This window comes from Allobaculum stercoricanis DSM 13633, from assembly GCF_000384195.1.
In the GTDB taxonomy this organism is placed as follows: Bacteria; Bacillota_I; Bacilli_A; order Erysipelotrichales; family Erysipelotrichaceae; genus Allobaculum; species Allobaculum stercoricanis.
This window is the reverse complement of record NZ_KB913034.1, coordinates 1,185,714-1,204,447: the sequence shown is the minus strand read 5'-3', so window position 1 is coordinate 1,204,447 and position 18,734 is coordinate 1,185,714. Positions and strand designations below refer to the sequence as shown.

Here is an 18,734-nt window from a genome sequence, read left to right as displayed (position 1 = left end):
TGTTTTCGATATTGACTTTGAGTATAATATCGAATGCTCGGAGGATCTAATGAATTCCTTTTATCAAAGCCTTTTTGACAACATTCACGCATTGTTAGTCGCAGGAAAAACTGCACTTGCGGCGGATCTGATTGAGCAGGAGCTCGCAATTCCATACGTTCCGATGGAAGTTGAAACGCAACTGCAAGATTTACTCATTCAATGTAAAGGTGAAATCGAAGTCGTTAGCGTTGACTATGGGGCAAAACTAGATACTTTAATTTCAGGCAACATCGCTAGCAAAGAAAAAGCAGTTAGTGTGTTGAAAGGATTAAATTTACGCAATCATCATGATCATGTTCAAGATCTTTTGAATGATCTAAGTTTATTAGATGAGTTTAAAGGAGAATTGATTTTAGAATTGATTCGCCAAAGGGTGGATGATGACTATACGATGATCAAAGATGGCTTGACGATTGAATTTAACCCATCTTTATTAACGAATGATTTTGATGATCCAACAATTTCGAAAACTCGACAGTTGTTTCAGGATTGGCTTTCTAATGGTCTGATCCTGACTGAGGATTTTGCAAATCAATTGTTGGACCAGGAAATTTTGGAAACATTGCCTTTTGATTTTGAGCATGTTGATCCAAAGAGCCTGGCCGCTGCTATCGTTCGTCTTGTTTATCTTTCCATGAAAGATGAAGCAGGATGGGATGCGTTCGCAAAAAATCATCAATTAGATGACTTGAAATCATATCCGTTAAGAATAGAAAGACGAGGAGAATAACGATGAACAAAAGTTTCGAACGAGACGGAAATCTGATCAAATTAACTCTGGTTTACGATGAACCAGAAACTTCTAAAGCAAAGAAAAAAGTAGTAAACAACTTTGCAAAAGGCGCTAATATGCCTGGTTTCCGTAAAGGGAAAACACCTGCTAGTGTAATCAAAAAAATGATCACTAAAGAACATATGGAATATATGTTATCTGAAACTTTCAAAGTTTATGATGCAATCGATGATTACATCAACGAAAACGATGAAACAGTAATCGATGTTAAAGATATTAAACTTGCATTGGCAGATAACGGTGAATTCACAGTTTGTGCAGATATCACATTACCAGAAGCAATCGAAATCAAAAAATGGGATAAACTTGCAACAAAAGAAGAATCTACAGTAGAAGAAGAAGCTGTTGATAAATTCATCAACAACTTATATGACGTAGAAGACAACTACGAATTCAATGATGAAGAAGGTGCTGAAGTAAACGGTGCTCACACTGTTACTTTACGTACAACTGAATTAGATGAAGACGGAAATGCCGTTCAAGATTCTACTAAAGTTACTCAATTCAAATTAAATGGTGAATCTGCTTACGAAGTTGCAGTTCGCGAAGCAACTGCTGATAAAAAAGTTGGTGAAACTGTAGAATTCAAAAACCCAGTTTCCGACAAACAAGAAAAAGCTGAAATTATCGAAGTTGCGTCTTTACCAGAACTCAACCTTGATGAATTCGCAAAAACTCAAAAATATTTTGAAGGATGCGAAAACGGCGAAGATTTCAAAAATAAAGTACGTGAATACTTACAAAGAAACTTAGACAACGAAAACAACAACAAATTCTTCAATGAATTAATCAATGCATTACATACAGAAAACCCATACGAAGTACCAGCAGCATTAGTAGAACGTGCTATGGAACGTAACTTAAGAGAAACAATCCGTATGCAATTTGGTCTTTCCGGTAAAAATGCAGACGAACTCGTTCATAACTTAATGTCTAGCGATGACTACAAAGCACAGGCACAAGAAGCTGCAACTCAAGAAGCATTCTTCGATTTATTCGTTGAACAATTCCGTAAAAACCAAAACATCGAATTAACAGAAGAAGAAGCACAAAAAGCTGTAGATGAATATAAAGCAATGTTACCAGAAGGTAGCGAAGTAGATGAAAGAACAGTAACTTTCATCAAAAAATCTGCTTTACACGACAAAGTTGTTGACGTAATCGTTGACGCACAAAACTAATTTGTCTGCTTCGATCGAGGCGTAATTTACACGTTTTGAAAGAAAAAATAATACAATAGATTAGTGGAAATTGAAAAGACGCCTAACCAGCGTCTTTTTTCCAATCAATAGAACGGGAGAAAATAAGTGATGAACTCAAATACGTATCCCATTATATGTACCCGCGGAGTTGTAGTTTTCCCGGGTCAGGAACTTGTGATTGATGTTGGCCGTACCAACAGCTTACAATCTATCGAAAACGCACAAGATAACTACAATGATCGCATCTGTCTGTTTTCTCAATCCAATCCGGAAATTGAAAATCCAGGACCAGATGATGTTCATGAAATCGGTATGCTTTGCGAAATTCGCCACGTTCGCCGTTTTGATAAATTTTTAAGAATTAAATTCAAAGGAATTGAACGTGCTCGTAAAATCGGTTTCGAATTTGGAGAACTGTCCGAACTTGTTGATATCGAATTGATGCCAAGTGTTCAACAGGACCAAGTTGATGAAGAAGTATTAATGAGAATGGCAAGTGCTGCACTTGAAAAAATGCGCCCTGGCGAAAAATTTATGTCCAAAGATTTAATGCTGGAAATTTCTAAAGGAATTACACCAGATGCTTTGACAGATAAAGCCGTTCAACTTTTCCCATTAACGATCGAACGAAAACAAGAATACTTGGAAACAGTAGGAATCAATGACCGTTTAGTCATGCTTCTTGAAGATATTGAACGTGAAAAACAGATTAATGAAGTTGAAAAACGGATTAACGAAACCGTTAAAGAGCGTATTGATCAAAATCAAAAAGATTTCTACTTGCGTGAAAAAATCAACGCCATGCAAGAACAATTATCGGATGGCTCTACACCAGGTAAAGAAGGCGATCAAATTCGTGAACGTCTTGCTAACAACCCTTACCCAGAATACATTAAGAAAAAAGTTTTAGAAGAACTTACTCGTTATGAAAACTTACCAATGGCTTCTGGGGAAACAGGAACGATCAAAACGTATATCGATTGGTTAATGGATTTACCTTGGTGGCAAACAACTCAAGATAACGAAGACTTAGAAAAAGTAAAAGAGATCCTCGAAGAAGATCATTTTGGCTTAGAAAAAGTGAAAGAACGTATTTTGGAATACTTAGCGGTTAAACAAAATACGAATTCGTTAAAAGCGCCAATCATTTGTTTAGCAGGTCCTCCAGGTGTCGGAAAAACTTCTTTAGCAAAATCAATTGCACGTGCTTTAGATCGCCACTTTGTGAAAATGTCTTTAGGTGGTGTCCGTGATGAAGCGGAAATTCGTGGTCATCGCCGAACTTATTTAGGGGCATTACCAGGTCGATTAATTCAAGGCTTGAAAAAAGCGCAAGTCACAAACCCGGTGTTCTTGATTGATGAAATTGATAAAATGGCTTCCGATTATAAAGGTGATCCAGCAAGTGCAATGTTAGAGGTCTTAGACCCTGAACAAAACTCCTTGTTCTCCGATCACTACATTGAAGAGCCTTATGATTTATCTAAAGTACTCTTTATTGCGACCGCAAACTATTTGGAAAACATTCCAGCCGCATTGAAGGACCGTTTAGAAATTATTGAACTGTCTTCTTATACGGATGTCGAAAAAATCCATATTGCGCAAGACCACTTAATTCCAAAACAATTAAAAGAAAATGGTCTAACGCCTGATCAATTGATCATTGATGAAGACATGATCTTATACTTGATTCGCTACTACACACGCGAAGCAGGTGTCCGTCAACTTGAACGAACAATCGCTTCTTTAGCGCGGAAAACGGTTTTAGCTGTCCTCAAAGATAAAAAAGAAAAAATCGTTGTGGATAAAGACTTGATTAAAGAGTGGTTAGGAAACGAAAAAGTTGATTACGGTAAAAAAGAAACAGTAGATCAAGTGGGAACAGTAACTGGATTAGCCTATACATCATTTGGCGGTGATATTCTGCAAATTGAAGCCAATCAGTTTGATGGAAAAGGCGCTCTGATTTTAACGGGTCAACTTGGCGATGTCATGAAAGAATCAGCATCAATTGCCTTAGACTACATCCATGCCAATGCCAATCGTTATGGCATTTCCAAAAAAGTATTCGCTCAAACGGATATCCATTTACATGTACCAGAAGGTGCGGTGCCAAAAGATGGACCATCAGCCGGAATTACGATGACAACTGCATTTGCTTCATTGTTGACACAAATCCCGGTGAAATCAAACTTAGCGATGACTGGTGAAGTTACTTTACGAGGCAATGTTTTACCGATCGGGGGATTAAAAGAAAAATCTCTTGCCGCATATCGTTCTGGAATTACAACAATTTTAATTCCAAAAGGAAATGTCAAAGACTTAGATGAAATCCCTCAAGAAGTCAAAGATGTCGTAAACTTCATTCCTGTTGCTACAGTTGATGAAGTACTTGAACATGCCTTGACCAAACCATTACAACCCATTCAAGAACCACCATTAGCTGAGTTGTTAAAAGAAGAAAATAAAAAAACAACTCGTAAACGCACGACCAAGAAAAAAGAGGAAGAGAAAGAATGAGTACGCATCAAGCCTCATTTATCTCTTCAGCTAGCTCCAAAGAGTCTTGGCCAGAATTAGATAAACCAGAAGTTGTTGTGGTTGGACGATCCAATGTCGGTAAAAGTTCATTTATTAATGCCCTTTGTAATCGCAAGAAGTTAGCCTTTGTTGGGAATACACCAGGTAAAACCCAACTGTTGAATTTCTTTGACATTGATGGCGAATGGACATTAGTGGACGTTCCTGGCTATGGCTATGCCAAGCTTTCTAAAAATCAGCTCCAAAAACTGGGAACGATGATGGATGAATATTTCGCAGATCGTGAAAATCTGCAAGCGGTGGTTTCTTTAATCGATGCAAGACATGCACCAACTCGTGATGATTTAGATATGATCGAGTATTTTAAAGAAACAAATCGAACAGTCCTTATAGGTGCAACAAAAATTGATAAAGTGCCAAAAACAAAACGTTTAGCACATCTCAAAATGTTGTCAAAAGCGCTACAGATTCCGCTAAAAAACATTTATCCGATCTCTTCTGTTGAAAAAACAGGATTAGATGAAATTGATTTAGCCATCCGAAAAACAATCGGTGTTGAAGTCGAACAATAAAATAAAATGAAACACTCTTCGGGATTTGAAGAGTGTTTTTTTTCGCCTAAAGAACTTGTACAAATTCTAGGATCTAGATCGAATAGACGTTTGATGATACGTTAAATGCAGGTAAATGAAAGAAGCGTTAGAAAATGATATTTCAATATGGTCTAAAAGAAATCGAGTATTTAAAGAATCAAGATCAACAACTTGGCAAAGTCATTGATCAAATTGGCTGGATCGAACGAGAAGTAGATGATGATATATTTTCAACACTAGTCCGTCAAATTATTGCGCAACAAATATCAACTAAAGCGCAAGCAACGATTTGGCAAAAATTACAAGATGCGTGCCAAACAATCGATGCGAAGACGATCAGTGCTTGTACAGTTGATGATTTACGATCCTTTGGAATTTCACAAAAGAAAGCAGATTCTATTTTAGAGTTTGCGAAAAAAGTAAATGATCAACAATTTGATTTAGAAGCATTATGGGATATGGATGATGAACAAGTGATTCTACAATTGACGAGTTTAAAAGGAGTAGGTGTTTGGACTGCTCAAATGATTCTTATTTTTTGTATGCAACGAAAAAATGTTTTGAGCAATCAAGATTATGGCATTCGAAAAGGTTTATGTATGATTTACCATCATCAAAAAATTGATCGGCAACTCTTTGAAAAATATAAAAGACTTTTTTCTCCTTATTGCAGTATTGCTAGTTTTTATTTATGGGCCATTGCCAATGGACAAATCTCAGACATGAATGATGAGTTTTTCAAAGAATAATAAACATTCCAAATTAAATACAAATATCATCTGTTTTCGTTTGTTTTATCTATATTAGTATATTTGTCGTAATTTAGAATAACTTTCGATTTGTCGATCTTGGCGTTACTGACAAATGTATTTAGTTTTTCTAAAATGAACTCAAGGAGGATTGAAATGAAAAATATAGTAATCTTTTGTGGAGCGGGAATGAGCTCGAGTTTATTAGTAACGAAAGTCCGTGAAGCAGCTAAAAAAGCGAATTTAGAATGCAATATCAATGCATATTCCTTAATGCTTGCCGAATCAAAAGCAAAAGATGCCGATTGTATCTTAGTCGGTCCACAAGTCCGTTTATCGGTACCTAAATTAAAAACACAATTTCCTGATAAACCAATTGAGGTGATCGATAGCGAAGCTTATGGCTTAATGAATGGGATGGCCGTTTTAAAACAAGCTGTTCGATTGATTAAGCAGGCTAAGAAGGCGGAATAAAATAAAAATAGATATTTCAATTCAAGTTGCACATGGAATATATGCTTTAAAATTCCTAGGCGTTAGGAAATTGTTTAGAAGAAGATTATGAGTAAGCGTTTTACAATAACGTAAAAGGAGACATCATATGAAAGTTTTTGTTGCAAAATTTAGTGCTGAATGTAATGAACATATCCATCACATTGTGACTCGTGATGATTTTCATATTACATTCGAACAAGAAAGCATTGATGGAATGCATGTAAGAGATATCTTTGAAAATGAAGGAATTGAAATTATTCCAAGCATCAGTGCTGTTGTTCATCCTAACGGGATGATTGGTTTGGAAACATTTAACTATATTAAACATCATATCTTAGACGCTTTAAGACAACATGTACACGAAATTGACGGCGTGTATTTACAATTCCATGGTGCAAGTGGGGTAAAAGGATTAGATTGTGTATCTGGTGAACACGATTTAATGAAAGAAATTCGGGCGATCACTGGAAAATATATGCCAATCGCGATGGTACTCGACCCTCATGGAAACTTAACGAATGAATTGGCTGGACAACTGAATATTGTAAGATGTTATCGTGAATCGCCACACTCTGATACGGTGGACACACAACGTAAAGTTGCGACTTTATTAGTCGATTTAATGAAAAATAAGCGCGTAATGCATCCAATCGTTAAAAAACTCCCAATTATGGTAGGTGGAGAGAGAAGTGTATCGGCTAAAGAACCTGTTTGTAGTATTAACCGTTTATTAGACGAAGCAGAACAAGATCCTCGCGTATTCTCAACAAGTTTCCATGTTGGATTTATTCGCCATGATGATGATAAATTAGGGGCTGCAATTACTGTCATTCCAAATACAGAAAAAGATCATATTCATTGTGAACACGTTGCCAATCAAATTAGTCAATATGTTTGGGATCATCGCCATGAATTTAAATTCTCTGGTCATTTCGATGAAGTGAAAGAATCTATCGAACAAGCGATTGCTTATCCAGAAAAAACAGTCGTAATTACAGATTCAGGAGATAACTGTGGTGCTGGCGGATATGGTCAAAATACGATCGTTCTTCGTGAATTTTTAAAACATAAAACAGATAAGAAAGTATTGTTTGCGGGAATCAATGATGCGCAAGCATTTGAACAACTGAAACAATATCAAATCGGTGACCATTTCAGTATTGATTTAGGCATTCATGAAGATGAGGGAAGTGCTCCTGTCACAATTCATTGTTCTTTAAAAACAATTGGAGAACAAGTTTATGGCAATCACCAAAATTTAGGTGAAGCTTACGTCTTGAATGTGGACGAAACAAATATTGATATTATTGTCATGAATCATAATGTTCAATATGGCCATATGGAACAATTTGATGGGGCTAAAACGCCATTCCATGACTATGACATCGTAATTGTAAAAATGGGATATTTGGATACTTATCTGATCCCAGAAACAAATCATCATATTATGGCTTTATCCGATGGACCAACGATTCAGAGAAGCGAACGGATTCCTTTCAAAAAGATTGCGCGTCCAATGTGGCCAATTGATGAATTTGATGAATTATATTATATTCACTAGTTTTATAAGAGCTGTAGCTAATTCAGTTACAGCTTTTTTTAATCTAATTAAGATGAATTGATCACTGAGTTAAAAGGAATTCAACTTTATAGTTGAGAAAATCGATTGAACTGCATATTTTGAAGGGAAAAATCTTAAAAATAAAGAAACTTTAAGTGCATTCCTCAAGCAAAATGATATGCCATATACTACAATGGAGATCCAGTAAACGAGCCGATTGCCGCAAAAGATGAAATGATAGATTTTTGAGGCAAAAAAACTGAGTATTCGATCAACTTTGAACCATGAAGTTAGAACGATTCAAAACAGATGACAGACCGTTCTGGAAAAAGCTTGTGTATTTCACCTATGTGGAAAGATCCTATAAACAAAATGAACAATTTCAAACAGAAAAGGGTTCATAATTTTGTAACACAGATCCCTACTTATACAAGTGAGTTCTAAAGACACTTTCAAAAAAGGCAAAATGCTTTTTGAGGATTTAGAAAATCATCTGCTATACTTCAAAACTTGAAAGTGTAATGTTTCATTTTAGACAAAGGGGAAGATATTATGAAAAAATCATATAAAATTGCAGTGGCTTATCTTGTCTTCGGACTCATTGCCGGAGTATTTGCCCGAGAAGTGACAAAATTTACGAACTTTACAGGACAAACTGTCATGTGGTTAGTACATACACATGCTTTAGTACTCGGAACAGCAGTATTTGTTCTGCTTCCATTATTTATGAAGAACTTCCATATTGAAGAACAAAAATCTTTTAAAAAATTCGAATGGACTTACAATATTGGTCTAATCTTAACTTTGGGATTTATGACTGTTCGAGGCGTTACTCAACTATTTGCTCTTCCAATTAGCAGTACTGTCAGCAGCATGATCTCGGGATTTGCAGGATTGGGTCACATCATTTTAACAATTGGGATTGTTTTCTTATTCCAAGCCCTCTTTAAATCGGCAGAAAATAACGAAATCTAGAGTCTAAACAGAAGATTATGCGGCAAGACACAGATTTAAACGACAGATGTTGCAAGCCCAAAAATCTTTTTACAATAGTCATTTTCAAATCGATATGAGAAAAAAACAGATACTAAAGTCGTATCTGTTTTTTTTAATTGTGTGTCGGGCATGGCGCACATCTTGTCGGTGAAAGTCCGATCACAGGTATTTGTCGCCAAGTGTAGCGAACCGCAAGCCGAAAGCCGTGAGGCTGGGGTGAAGGAAGCGGTGTAGCAAAGCTGTCGAGCCTACGAACAGAAACCTGATACAAGGCCAAATGGCGGGTAAGGTTGCAATACAAACCAAAGCCCAAAAGACAAACGTAACGCCAAGACGGTAAATCAGGAGGTTGTGCAGTGAAAGATGTGTGTCTTACCCCGAGAGATCTCGCGGACGATATTCCGAGAAGCTTTAAAATCAGCAATCGGTGGCCCAAAGAGAACGGGTTCGGTCGAAATAAGGTTTGTCGCGAGAAGTCAGCTGAGGGCATAGTAAGTCATCGACTGAAGGCCCTAATGGTTTTACAGAGCGTTCCGCTTTGAAATAACAAACCAGTAATCTGTAAATCTGGAAAAATCCAATACAGAAGAAACGTAATCTTCTGGGACACTCTGGACGAGGATGATCTGAATTTGTTTGTGAAAAGAAAGGAGACGCATCATGCGTTTAATTGAATCAATACTTCAATCAGAAAACATGAATCAAGCTATCCGAGCTGTCCAACGGAATAAAGGGTCAGCAGGAATAGATGGAGTCACAGTGGGTGATCTTGAATCCTACTGGGATAAGCATCAGGAAGAAATTACTGAGGCTATACTGAATATGAAATATAAGCCCCAACCGGTCAGACGGGTCTATATCCCTAAACCTAATGGAAAGAAACGCCCGTTAGGTATTCCAACTGTCATGGACAGAGCCATTCAACAGGCAGTTGCTCAGGTGCTCGATCTCATCTTTGACCCGTCGTTTAGTGATAGTAGTTTTGGTTTTCGTAAAGGCAGAAGTGCACATGATGCCATCATGCAGGCATTGAATTACCTGAACGAAGGTTACGACTGGGTCATCGATTTAGATATCGAGAAATTCTTTGACAAAGTGAATCACGATAAACTCATTTCACTGATCCGAAATCTCATCAATGAAAAAGAAGTTCTCCATCTGATCCGATCCTTCCTCAAAGCAGGCGTGCTTGAGGAGGGCAAGATCGTAAAAAGTGATCTCGGCACACCGCAAGGTGGGTGCATTTCGCCAGTACTAGCCAACATCTATCTAGATCTATTCGACAAAGAATTAGAGAGTAGAGGACTTAGATTCTGCAGATATGCCGATGACGTCGTAATCTTCGTCAAAAGTGAAATAGCTGCGAATAGAATCATGAAATCAGTTTCCAGTTGGTTAGAAAGGAAACTATTTCTCACTGTCAGTGCAACTAAAACCCATGTATGTCGACCACCAGAAAGTACCTTTCTAGGTTTTACCTTTTGGAAGGGTAAAGATGGATGGAAGGCAAAACCGACAAATGACCGTAAACAAAGACTCTATGACAAAATCAAAGAAGTTCTTTGTAGAAAAAGAGCGGTCGCATCACCATTAAAAGACGTATTTACAAAAGTAAACCAAATCGTCAGAGGTTGGATTAACTATTTTAGCATTGGTTCGATGAAAAAGTTCCTGACTAAGTTCGGTGAGTGGCTCAGGCATAAAATCCGAGTTGTCATATTGAAACAGTGGAAAAGACCACGAACAATTTTCGATAACCTGATGAAATTGAATCGCATATCTAAATGGCCTTTAGAATCTGAATTGATCAGACAAACAGCCAACTCCAGGCTAGGCCTATATAGGACAGCAGGAATGCGAACAGTGAACTTTCTGATCTCACCAAATATTTTGGCAATGAGAAAAGGAGATCGACCAGGATTGATCGATCCCCTTAATCTCTATTTATCATTTTATAACGCATGAAATAAAACTGTAAAGCTGTAGCGCCGTATACGAGAACCGTACGTACGGTGCAATGAGAGGGGCGAGACTCACAGATAGTCTCCCTCTACTCTATTGTTAAAATGAGAGAAGTATCATCTCGCTTTTTTAAGCGTGGTAAACGAGAACAATGAGAATCTTCTTCTTGAAATTGAAAAAGCTGATCAACAAGATCTTGAGCATGATGGCTAAATAGATATTCACCAAATTGCTGATTGTCTAAGGCAAGAAAACTTTGGAGTTGATCAAATCCATCAGAATATAAAGCGGCATGTTGGAGTTGATCCATCATGATCGAGCCCGTAATTTCTTGATGGAGCCAATCGTTGGAAAGATCAGCTATCGCATATCCATTCGGTTTGTTTTTCTGACTACGATTTTGAATCAAAATCGATTGTACAAAAGGTCGTTGGATAACCGGAGATTCATTTTTTTGCTTGGCTAGGCGCATCATTTCATCAATTGCAAGCTGATCGAAATCAGCGATACGATCATCTGTGATTTTTAAATAAGAAGGCATTGATGTTTGTGCATCTTTGATTTGAATAAAGAGAACACAATCGCCGAGTAATAAATAATCAAAGCATTGATGTGATTCGTTTTTTCGAAGGATTGCTATTGCACAAGAAGGTTGTTCAAGTTCTGGGCAATCTTCAAATTGTGATTTTGCGCAAAGGCACGCTTCCGAAAGTAATGTTGATAATGTTTTGGTCTGGTCGTTATGATCAGCTAAATAATGACATAAAAAATGAGAAAACCATGCAGCATCACTTGCAACGTGCATATGATCTGCTTGCGTAAGACCACTTGCACCATCAGCGACGATCCAAAGATTAGGATGCTCGTCCACTCGAATCGTGAATACGTCTTGGGCGTTTACGATTTGTTTTGAAATGGGTTGTTTAGGTGTATGAGCGATGATCAGCGCGTCTTCATTGCGCTTTTTTTCGCTTCGGCTTACAAAATTCAAAATTATTCTCCACTCTTAATGCGTTTAAGTTATATCCAATTCCATTTTGAGCTCCATTATATTTAGTGATCATATGACAACAATCACTCACATAACGAGGCGTTCCTTTAATTGCGATACCATAAGTATACAGCATTGCTAAACTATCTTTATCGGTTGCTCCATAATATAGAACTTTATCACTATCGAGTTTAAATTGTTCTAGTGCCGTTTGTAGACGCAGATAAACGCTAGAAGAAGGCGGCAAAATCGATAAAATATGATCTGAATTGTGAATGATGCGCAAAGGAAGTTGTTCACATTTATAGGCATAATTGCGATGTAACAAAGCTTGCAGTTCATTGCGCGATGTCGAAGAATTTCCATGTGACTGGATAAATTGTCGAATGATCGATTGTTGGCTGGCATTTTCATTGATAGCCGGTTCTTCACGATGTTCTTGATCTTCCATTTCTAAAGGCATGAGTTGCTCATCATTTATCGAAGGGGATTCAAAAAAGGTATTGAAAACGTGAAATGAGTGATCATCTAGATCAATACTATCATCTTCGAAATCATCCATTTCAGACTCTTCTAAACATAAACTATCTTCATTGGTGTTCTGTTGGATAAATTGATTTAAATCATAAGAAGGATAAGCTATGCCATGCTCTTTTTGGGCTTGAATAAAGTTACTTTCAAAGCGGGTCAATAATCCATGATTGCCGAAAATCAGGATTTGGGAAATCTTAGCGTTTTTCGGTAGGTCATTAAAACCTTTATAGTGGGCTTTAAGACGGTGGCGGAGGGCGTAAAGAAAACCAAATGGATCAAATTTAGAAAGATAAAGTTCGTTTTGATCAATGACACCCCATGTGAGTTGGAGCTTTCGACATAAGTTATACACCGAAACTAAATCATTCATCGTTAAATTTTGATCCACGAATTTCTGATGAGTTTTCATGTTGTAATACTCGGCCCCATTTGATCCAATCAAAAAGGAAAAGAGGTTGTCTAAGCGTTTGATCCGAAGATAACGTTGTAAAAAAGAGACTGGTTTTGCGGAAGTAAGACCTAAGACTAAGCCTTGTTTTTTCAAGTCCTGCAAAATGGAAAGTGTTGCAGTAGGAATATCTAAAGATTGATTCGTTAATGCATATTCTAAAGAGAGGACAAGTGTGTTGATTTCTTTCATGAATAATCCTTTCAATCTATATCGACGATTCTAATTGATCGTTTATTTTCTCAATGTGTTCATCTTATCAAGTCAATTGACAAAACGGGGAATTGACGATCGATCTTGTCAAAAAAATATGATTCTTGTCCATGAATTTCAAAATTGCAAAGGTATGGATGAAATTCGATAGAGGTCGTTTAAATTGAGATCGATCTTCTTTGATAAAAAGGCAAAGAAAAGGATGGTTTTAACCTTTTCTATTTTAATCTAAAAATGTTGATTCTAATCTGAATAGTTTTGTTAGATTTTTAAAATTTGTATTCCAATCTTTTTGATTATGCTAAAATACATCGTATTGTCCGTAGGGAAACGATGCGATCACCAAACACATGATGATCGCCAGGACAATATTGAGTAAAGAAAAACCCCCAATCACTTGTGGTGAGAATCTATTCTTACTGCTTGTGAATGTATCTATATTGAGAAGGGAATGACGAGATGAAAAACAAAAAACGAGTAATCGCGCGAATCTTCGGGCTTACCTTAAGTACGAGTTTAATGGTCTCAAATATGGGTTTATCTGTATTGGCGGACGATTTTGATGAAGTTGTTGAAGGTCAAACAACGTCAGAACTCGCGGATGAACAATTTGGAAATTTTGAAACAGATCAAACGAATCCGCAACCTTCTTCTATGTCAAATCATGATGTAAACAATTTTGGTTATGAACAAGGAGTAGAAACATTTGAGGACAGTTTGTATATTAACGAAAATTTTGAATTAGGAACAAACCACAATCCCCGTCCATCAACCACAACATTAGATGGAATTGATATTTCCAACTGGCAAAGTTCAATTGATCTTGACCGTATAGATGCCGACTTTGTGATTGTTAAAGCAACAGGTGGAGCTAGCTATATAGACCCAATGTTTAGACAATTTGCCAATAAAACGCTCAGTCAAGGACGCTTGTTGGGATTTTATCACTTTGGTAATGACATGAAAGATAACCCTTCTCCAGAAGCAGAAGCAACCTTCTTTTATGAACAAACAAAAGATTATATTGAAAAAGGAGTTCCTATTCTAGACTTTGAAGAATCACAATTACTTCATTATGATGGCGAAGATTCTTCTAAAGGTGGAACAGGATGGGCATTACGCTTTTTAGAAACGTATTACACGCTATCCGGTGTAAAACCACTTGTGTATACAAGTATTCACTATGCTCGCACTTTGGATTGGAGTAAAGTTGCCGAAAAAGGATATCACTTGTGGGTTGCTCAGTATTTAGAAAATAAACCACAAGAAGGATATCGGAAAACAGAAGATACCAATACAGACTGTTATGGAACAGGTGCATTCGAGAATTACTATATGCACCAATATACAAGCCGAGGACAATTAGAAGGCTATAATGGCAATCTAGATTTAAACAAATTCTATGGCAATGCCAATGACTGGCAAGCTTTAGCACAAATCGATCCTTATCGGGAAATGATGGATATGTATCGTTTATATAATCCACATTCTGGAGAACACTTCTATACTTCTAGTTCCCAAGAACGCGACAATTGTGTTGTGAATGGCTGGATCGAAGAAGGAAAAGGATGGCAAGCCCCAAAAGAAGGGAGAAACGTTTATCGTTTATTTAACCCGAATAGTGGAGATCACCATTACACATCCGATACAGTTGAACGAGATACTTTAGTTCGATTAGGTTGGGTTTATGAAGGGATTGGTTGGAAAAGTGCTTCTAATAAAAGCCAATATCCAGTCTATCGCTTATATAATCCAAATGCGCAAACAGGAACGCACCACTACACGCTCCAACGCGATGAGGTAAAAGCATTAGTGAATATGGGCTGGATTGAAGAGGGAATTGCCTGGTATGCATATGATGCAAGAGCAAACGAATCTTCTCTCGTCAGTGAAGCACAACAATTTCTTGTCGATGCCGCTGAAGTGATCGGAAATGTCGTAAAAGCCGATATTGAAAATAAGAAATATGAAAATAAATAAAGTAAAGAATTAGAAATAAAGCTTTCCAAATTTCTACAAATAAAGGCGCAGAAAAACGGAAAGCTTTTTTATTGAATGGAAATGTGTAAAATGGTGTCACCAATCCAATGTTATTCACCAGTGAAAAGCAGTTTTATCTCTTTTTTTTCTGTAACCAAATCGAACGTTTTAGAAAAAAGCGCACAAAATCCCTGACGTTTTTGAAAAAATAAAATAGTAAAATTCTAGAAGGCTACTTGTGCCAGTTGTTCTGGCATGAGAGTTATTCCAAAATTTTCAAGCCTCTTTAAAGTTGATACTAACTTATTTTTGTGATTTTTCTTTTCAAAGTAATCTGAGCCTAAATCTTCATATCTCTCATTCTTTTTGAGTAGTTGCCAAATGATTTGTAATATTGCGTGTGCAACTGCAACAATAGCTCTTTTCCTTCCTCTATGTGAGGCAATCCGTTTATACATTTCTCCAAAGTAAGAATCTTTTTTCAACACAGCTGAGTGAGCACAGACAACTAAAGTACTTCTTAAGAGTTTATTTCCCTTGTTTGTTCTTCCATTCTTTCGTTTCCCAGCGCTTTCATGATTTCCAGGACATAGTCCACCCCATGAACACAAAGCTCCGCTTGTTGGAAAGCGCGACATATCTGTTCCAATGATTGAAACGATCGTTTGTGCACTCGTATCTGAAATACCAGGGATGTCTTTGATTAATTCAACTGCGTTTTCTTCTTCTTCGTTTAGATGATTTGAAATGTCGTCATTCAGTTCTTTGATGTGCGCTTCAAGTTCTGAAATATGAGTTCGAATCACTTTGATCATCTTTGCCTGAATTGGGCTGATACAACCTTGCATATCTTTGATCAATTGTTTTTTAGGTGCTTTTAATCGTTTGGAAATCAACTTTTCTGCAAGAAGTCGTTCATAAGCTTCGTCGTCAAAAATTTCGCCAGAAACAATATAGTCAAGAAGAGCTTTTCCACTCTTACCATTAATATCGGATATTGTCCCAGATAGTTTGATATTCGCTCCTTCTAACATTTTCTGAAGTCGATTCTTTTCAGCACCTAAATCAACGATCAATGATTTTCTGTATCTACATAGTTCGCGAAGTTCTCTTTGACGTCTATTTGGAATAAAAACTCGGTTTAAGAAGTCCATTCATTAACAGATCAGAAACACCCAGCATCTTTTACATCTGTTTTTCTCAGGAGTGTTTGATTAGTATAATCAACCATTGGGTTTAAATCATAGCCTTCAAGAATATAAAAACAGGCTTCCAATATGAAGCTGTACTTTCCATCGCTACAGCTTCGCATTGATTGGCTGTTAACCAATCCACAAGATCAAGAAGATCTTGAGTTGATGCACCAAAAGAATTTCGAGCTGTTTGGTTCTCAAACAAGCATCTTTTTGTGAACATCGATACCACAACAAACCGCATATAGTCTTTCCATAATTACCTCCAAAAATAGAAAAGCGCCGCTTCTGCGAATTATATATTTTTTTCTTACGTTCTCGAGAACAGGGCCAATTATTGCGCGTCTGGGCACAATAGTCTTGCGGATCAGTAGGATCTTCTATCAATTTTTTTGAGATCAAATCTCAAAAAGAACGATCTTGCCTAATTTCAGTATAGGCGAGGAAAAAATGCCGACTGCTAGAATTAACTCGGACATCAGAGGGTGAGCCCCTATTGGTTATTTTTTTTGGTGTGTAACTCATTTTCAAATATGATTTGAACTTTACATGTAGGACAACGATAGACTTTGAATTTATTAAGAAGATAAAAGAACAATCACTTGATCTTTGATAGCTGTGATAAAGATTCCAAACTGATCGATATGCAGCATATAATCGCTCAAATGCCCTATTTCTGTATGAGAAATCGGTGAAGGTTCTATTTCACCTTAGAATTATGTTTTGTTCTTGAAGAACTGTCTCCATTGCGCAAGAACTCATAACATTTTCGCAGATAAGCTTTCCAAATTTCTACAAATAAAGGCGCAGAAAAACGGAAAGCTTTTTTATTGAATGGAAATGTGTAAAATGGTGTCACCAATCCAATGTTATTCACCAGTGAAAAGCAGTTTTATCTCTTTTTTTTCTGTAACCAAATCGAACGTTTTAGAAAAAAGCGCACAAAAACTTCCCGATGTTGAAAAAATAAAATAGATAAAATTTGAAAGCCTTGCGAGGAATGTTGTTCAATTGGTTCAAATTTTCAAGCTCTTTAAAGTTGATACTAACAGTTTTTGTTGTATTTTTCTTTTAAATATGCGTAAATCTCAAATCTCTCACTATTTCATGTCTTTGCTAAATGATTAAATATTCGCTGTGCAACTGCAACATTCAGTTCTTTTTCTCTAATGCAAGGCATTCCGTAACATTTCTCCAAAGTAAGAATCTTTTATCAACATTTCACTGAGGACACAAACCACTAAAAGGCCTTCCTAAGAGTTTATTTCCCTTGTTTGTTCTTCCATTTCTTTTTTTTCGCGCGTTTTCATGATATTCCAGGACAATAGTCCACCCCATGAACACAAAGCTCCGCTTGTTTGGAAAGCGCGACTTATCTGTCCAATGATGAAACGATCGTTTGTGCACTCGTATCTGAAAACACAGGGATGTCTTTGATTAATCAACTGCGTTTTCTTCTTCTTCGTTTAGATGATTTGAAATGTCGATTACGTTCTTTTTCTGTGCGCTTGTTACAAGTTCTCTAAATATGAGTTCGAATCACTTTGATCATTCTTGTGCCTGAATTGGGCTGATACAACCTTGCATATCTTTGATCAATTGTTTTTTAGGTGCTTTTAATCGTTTGGAAATCAACTTTTCTGCAAGAAGTCGTTCATAAGCTTCGTCGTCAAAAATTTCGCCAGAACAAATATAGTCAAGAAGAGCTTTTCCACTCTTACCATTAATATCGGATATTGTCCCAGATAGTTTGATATTCGCTCCTTCTAACATTTTCTGAAGTCGATTCTTTTCAGCACCTAAATCAACGATCAATGATTTTCTGTATCTACATAGTTCGCGAAGTTCTCTTTGACGTCTATTTGGAATAAAACTCGGTTTAAGAAGTCCATTCATTAACAGATCAGAAATCCATTCAGCATCTTTTACATCTGTTTTTCGTCCAGGAACTTGTTTCATGTGTTGAGCATTGACAACCATTGGGTTTAAATCATAGCCTTCAAGAATATTAAAAAAACAGGCTTCCAATATGAAGCTGTACTTTCCATCGCTACAGCTTCGCATTGATTGGCTGTTAACCAATCCACAAGATCAAGAAGATCTTGAGTTGATGCACCAAAAGAACGAATTTCAGTAGATTGTTTCGTTCTCAAACAAGCACCAAAATCTTTTTGTGAACATCGATACCACAACAAACCGCATATAGTCTTTCCATAATTACCTCCAAAAATAGAAAAGCGGCCGATCTTCTGCGAATTAATATTTTTTTCTACGTTCTCGAGCAGGGCGAATTATTCGTTCTATTTCGAAACAGTCAGTGGTGCATACAGAAGATCTTCTATCAATTTTTTTGCGAGATCAAATCTCAAAAAAGCAACGATCTCTTCCGCTAATTTCAGTATAGCAAGAGAAAAAAGACCGAGTGATCAAATTCACTCGGT

General features: G+C 36.8%; 12 protein-coding genes and 2 pseudogenes. 10 read left to right on the top strand and 4 right to left on the bottom strand.

Going from position 1 to position 18,734, the window contains the following annotated elements:
• Window positions 1–49: 49 nt before the first annotated feature.
• The 9 genes from ALLST_RS0105555 to ltrA all read left to right on the top strand — a co-directional run bounded on the left by ALLST_RS0105555 (window position 50) and on the right by ltrA (window position 10,937).
• Window positions 50–772: a hypothetical protein gene (locus tag ALLST_RS0105555; RefSeq protein ID WP_019893103.1), complete on the top strand. Its 723-nt coding sequence runs from the start codon at window positions 50–52 to the stop codon at window positions 770–772.
• Between the two features lie 2 nt (window positions 773–774).
• The gene (locus ALLST_RS0105550; RefSeq protein ID WP_019893102.1) at window positions 775–2,016 is read left to right on the top strand and encodes a trigger factor; all 1,242 of its coding nucleotides are present in this window, start codon (window positions 775–777) and stop codon (window positions 2,014–2,016) included.
• A 129-nt stretch (window positions 2,017–2,145) separates the two neighbouring features.
• Window positions 2,146–4,557 carry an endopeptidase La gene (gene lon / locus ALLST_RS0105545; RefSeq protein WP_019893101.1) on the top strand — a complete coding sequence of 804 codons (2,412 nt, stop codon included), beginning with the start codon at window positions 2,146–2,148 and terminating at the stop codon, window positions 4,555–4,557.
• Window positions 4,554–5,150, top strand: a complete 597-nt coding sequence (gene yihA, locus ALLST_RS0105540) for a ribosome biogenesis GTP-binding protein YihA/YsxC (protein WP_019893100.1) — start codon at window positions 4,554–4,556, stop codon at window positions 5,148–5,150. Before lon ends, yihA begins: the two co-directional genes overlap by 4 nt.
• A gap of 134 nt (window positions 5,151–5,284) precedes the next feature.
• Complete coding sequence (locus ALLST_RS0105535; protein ID WP_019893098.1) at window positions 5,285–5,920, top strand: DNA-3-methyladenine glycosylase family protein; 636 nt, start codon at window positions 5,285–5,287, stop codon at window positions 5,918–5,920.
• A gap of 156 nt (window positions 5,921–6,076) precedes the next feature.
• Complete coding sequence (locus tag ALLST_RS0105530; protein ID WP_019893097.1) at window positions 6,077–6,394, top strand: PTS sugar transporter subunit IIB; 318 nt, start codon at window positions 6,077–6,079, stop codon at window positions 6,392–6,394.
• Window positions 6,395–6,521: 127 nt separating this feature from the next.
• Complete coding sequence (locus ALLST_RS0105525; protein WP_019893096.1) at window positions 6,522–7,976, top strand: M81 family metallopeptidase; 1,455 nt, start codon at window positions 6,522–6,524, stop codon at window positions 7,974–7,976.
• Window positions 7,977–8,528: 552 nt separating this feature from the next.
• The gene (locus ALLST_RS0105520) at window positions 8,529–8,951 is read left to right on the top strand and encodes a DUF2871 domain-containing protein (protein WP_019893095.1); all 423 of its coding nucleotides are present in this window, start codon (window positions 8,529–8,531) and stop codon (window positions 8,949–8,951) included.
• A 681-nt stretch (window positions 8,952–9,632) separates the two neighbouring features.
• Entirely contained in the window at window positions 9,633–10,937 is a 1,305-nt protein-coding gene (ltrA, locus tag ALLST_RS0105510) for a group II intron reverse transcriptase/maturase (protein WP_019893093.1), read from the top strand.
• An 85-nt stretch (window positions 10,938–11,022) separates the two neighbouring features.
• Here ltrA and ALLST_RS0105505 read toward each other — a convergent pair whose 3' ends face one another.
• Entirely contained in the window at window positions 11,023–11,925 is a 903-nt protein-coding gene (locus ALLST_RS0105505) for a hypothetical protein (protein WP_019893092.1), read from the bottom strand.
• Entirely contained in the window at window positions 11,888–13,099 is a 1,212-nt protein-coding gene (locus ALLST_RS0105500; RefSeq protein WP_019893091.1) for an HAD hydrolase family protein, read from the bottom strand. The genes ALLST_RS0105505 and ALLST_RS0105500 overlap by 38 nt, the downstream gene beginning before the upstream one ends.
• Window positions 13,100–13,579: 480 nt before the next feature.
• Here ALLST_RS0105500 and ALLST_RS11060 point away from each other — a divergent pair, with 480 nt between their 5' ends.
• Complete coding sequence (locus ALLST_RS11060; protein WP_019893089.1) at window positions 13,580–15,100, top strand: GH25 family lysozyme; 1,521 nt, start codon at window positions 13,580–13,582, stop codon at window positions 15,098–15,100.
• A 224-nt stretch (window positions 15,101–15,324) separates the two neighbouring features.
• Here the strand turns inward: ALLST_RS11060 and ALLST_RS10810 are convergent.
• Both ALLST_RS10810 and ALLST_RS11820 read right to left on the bottom strand, forming a co-directional pair.
• Window positions 15,325–16,550 (bottom strand): annotated as a pseudogene (locus ALLST_RS10810) (IS110 family RNA-guided transposase).
• A 924-nt stretch (window positions 16,551–17,474) separates the two neighbouring features.
• A pseudogene (locus tag ALLST_RS11820) lies at window positions 17,475–18,508 on the bottom strand (IS110 family RNA-guided transposase); the annotation flags it as partial.
• Window positions 18,509–18,734: the final 226 nt, after the last annotated feature.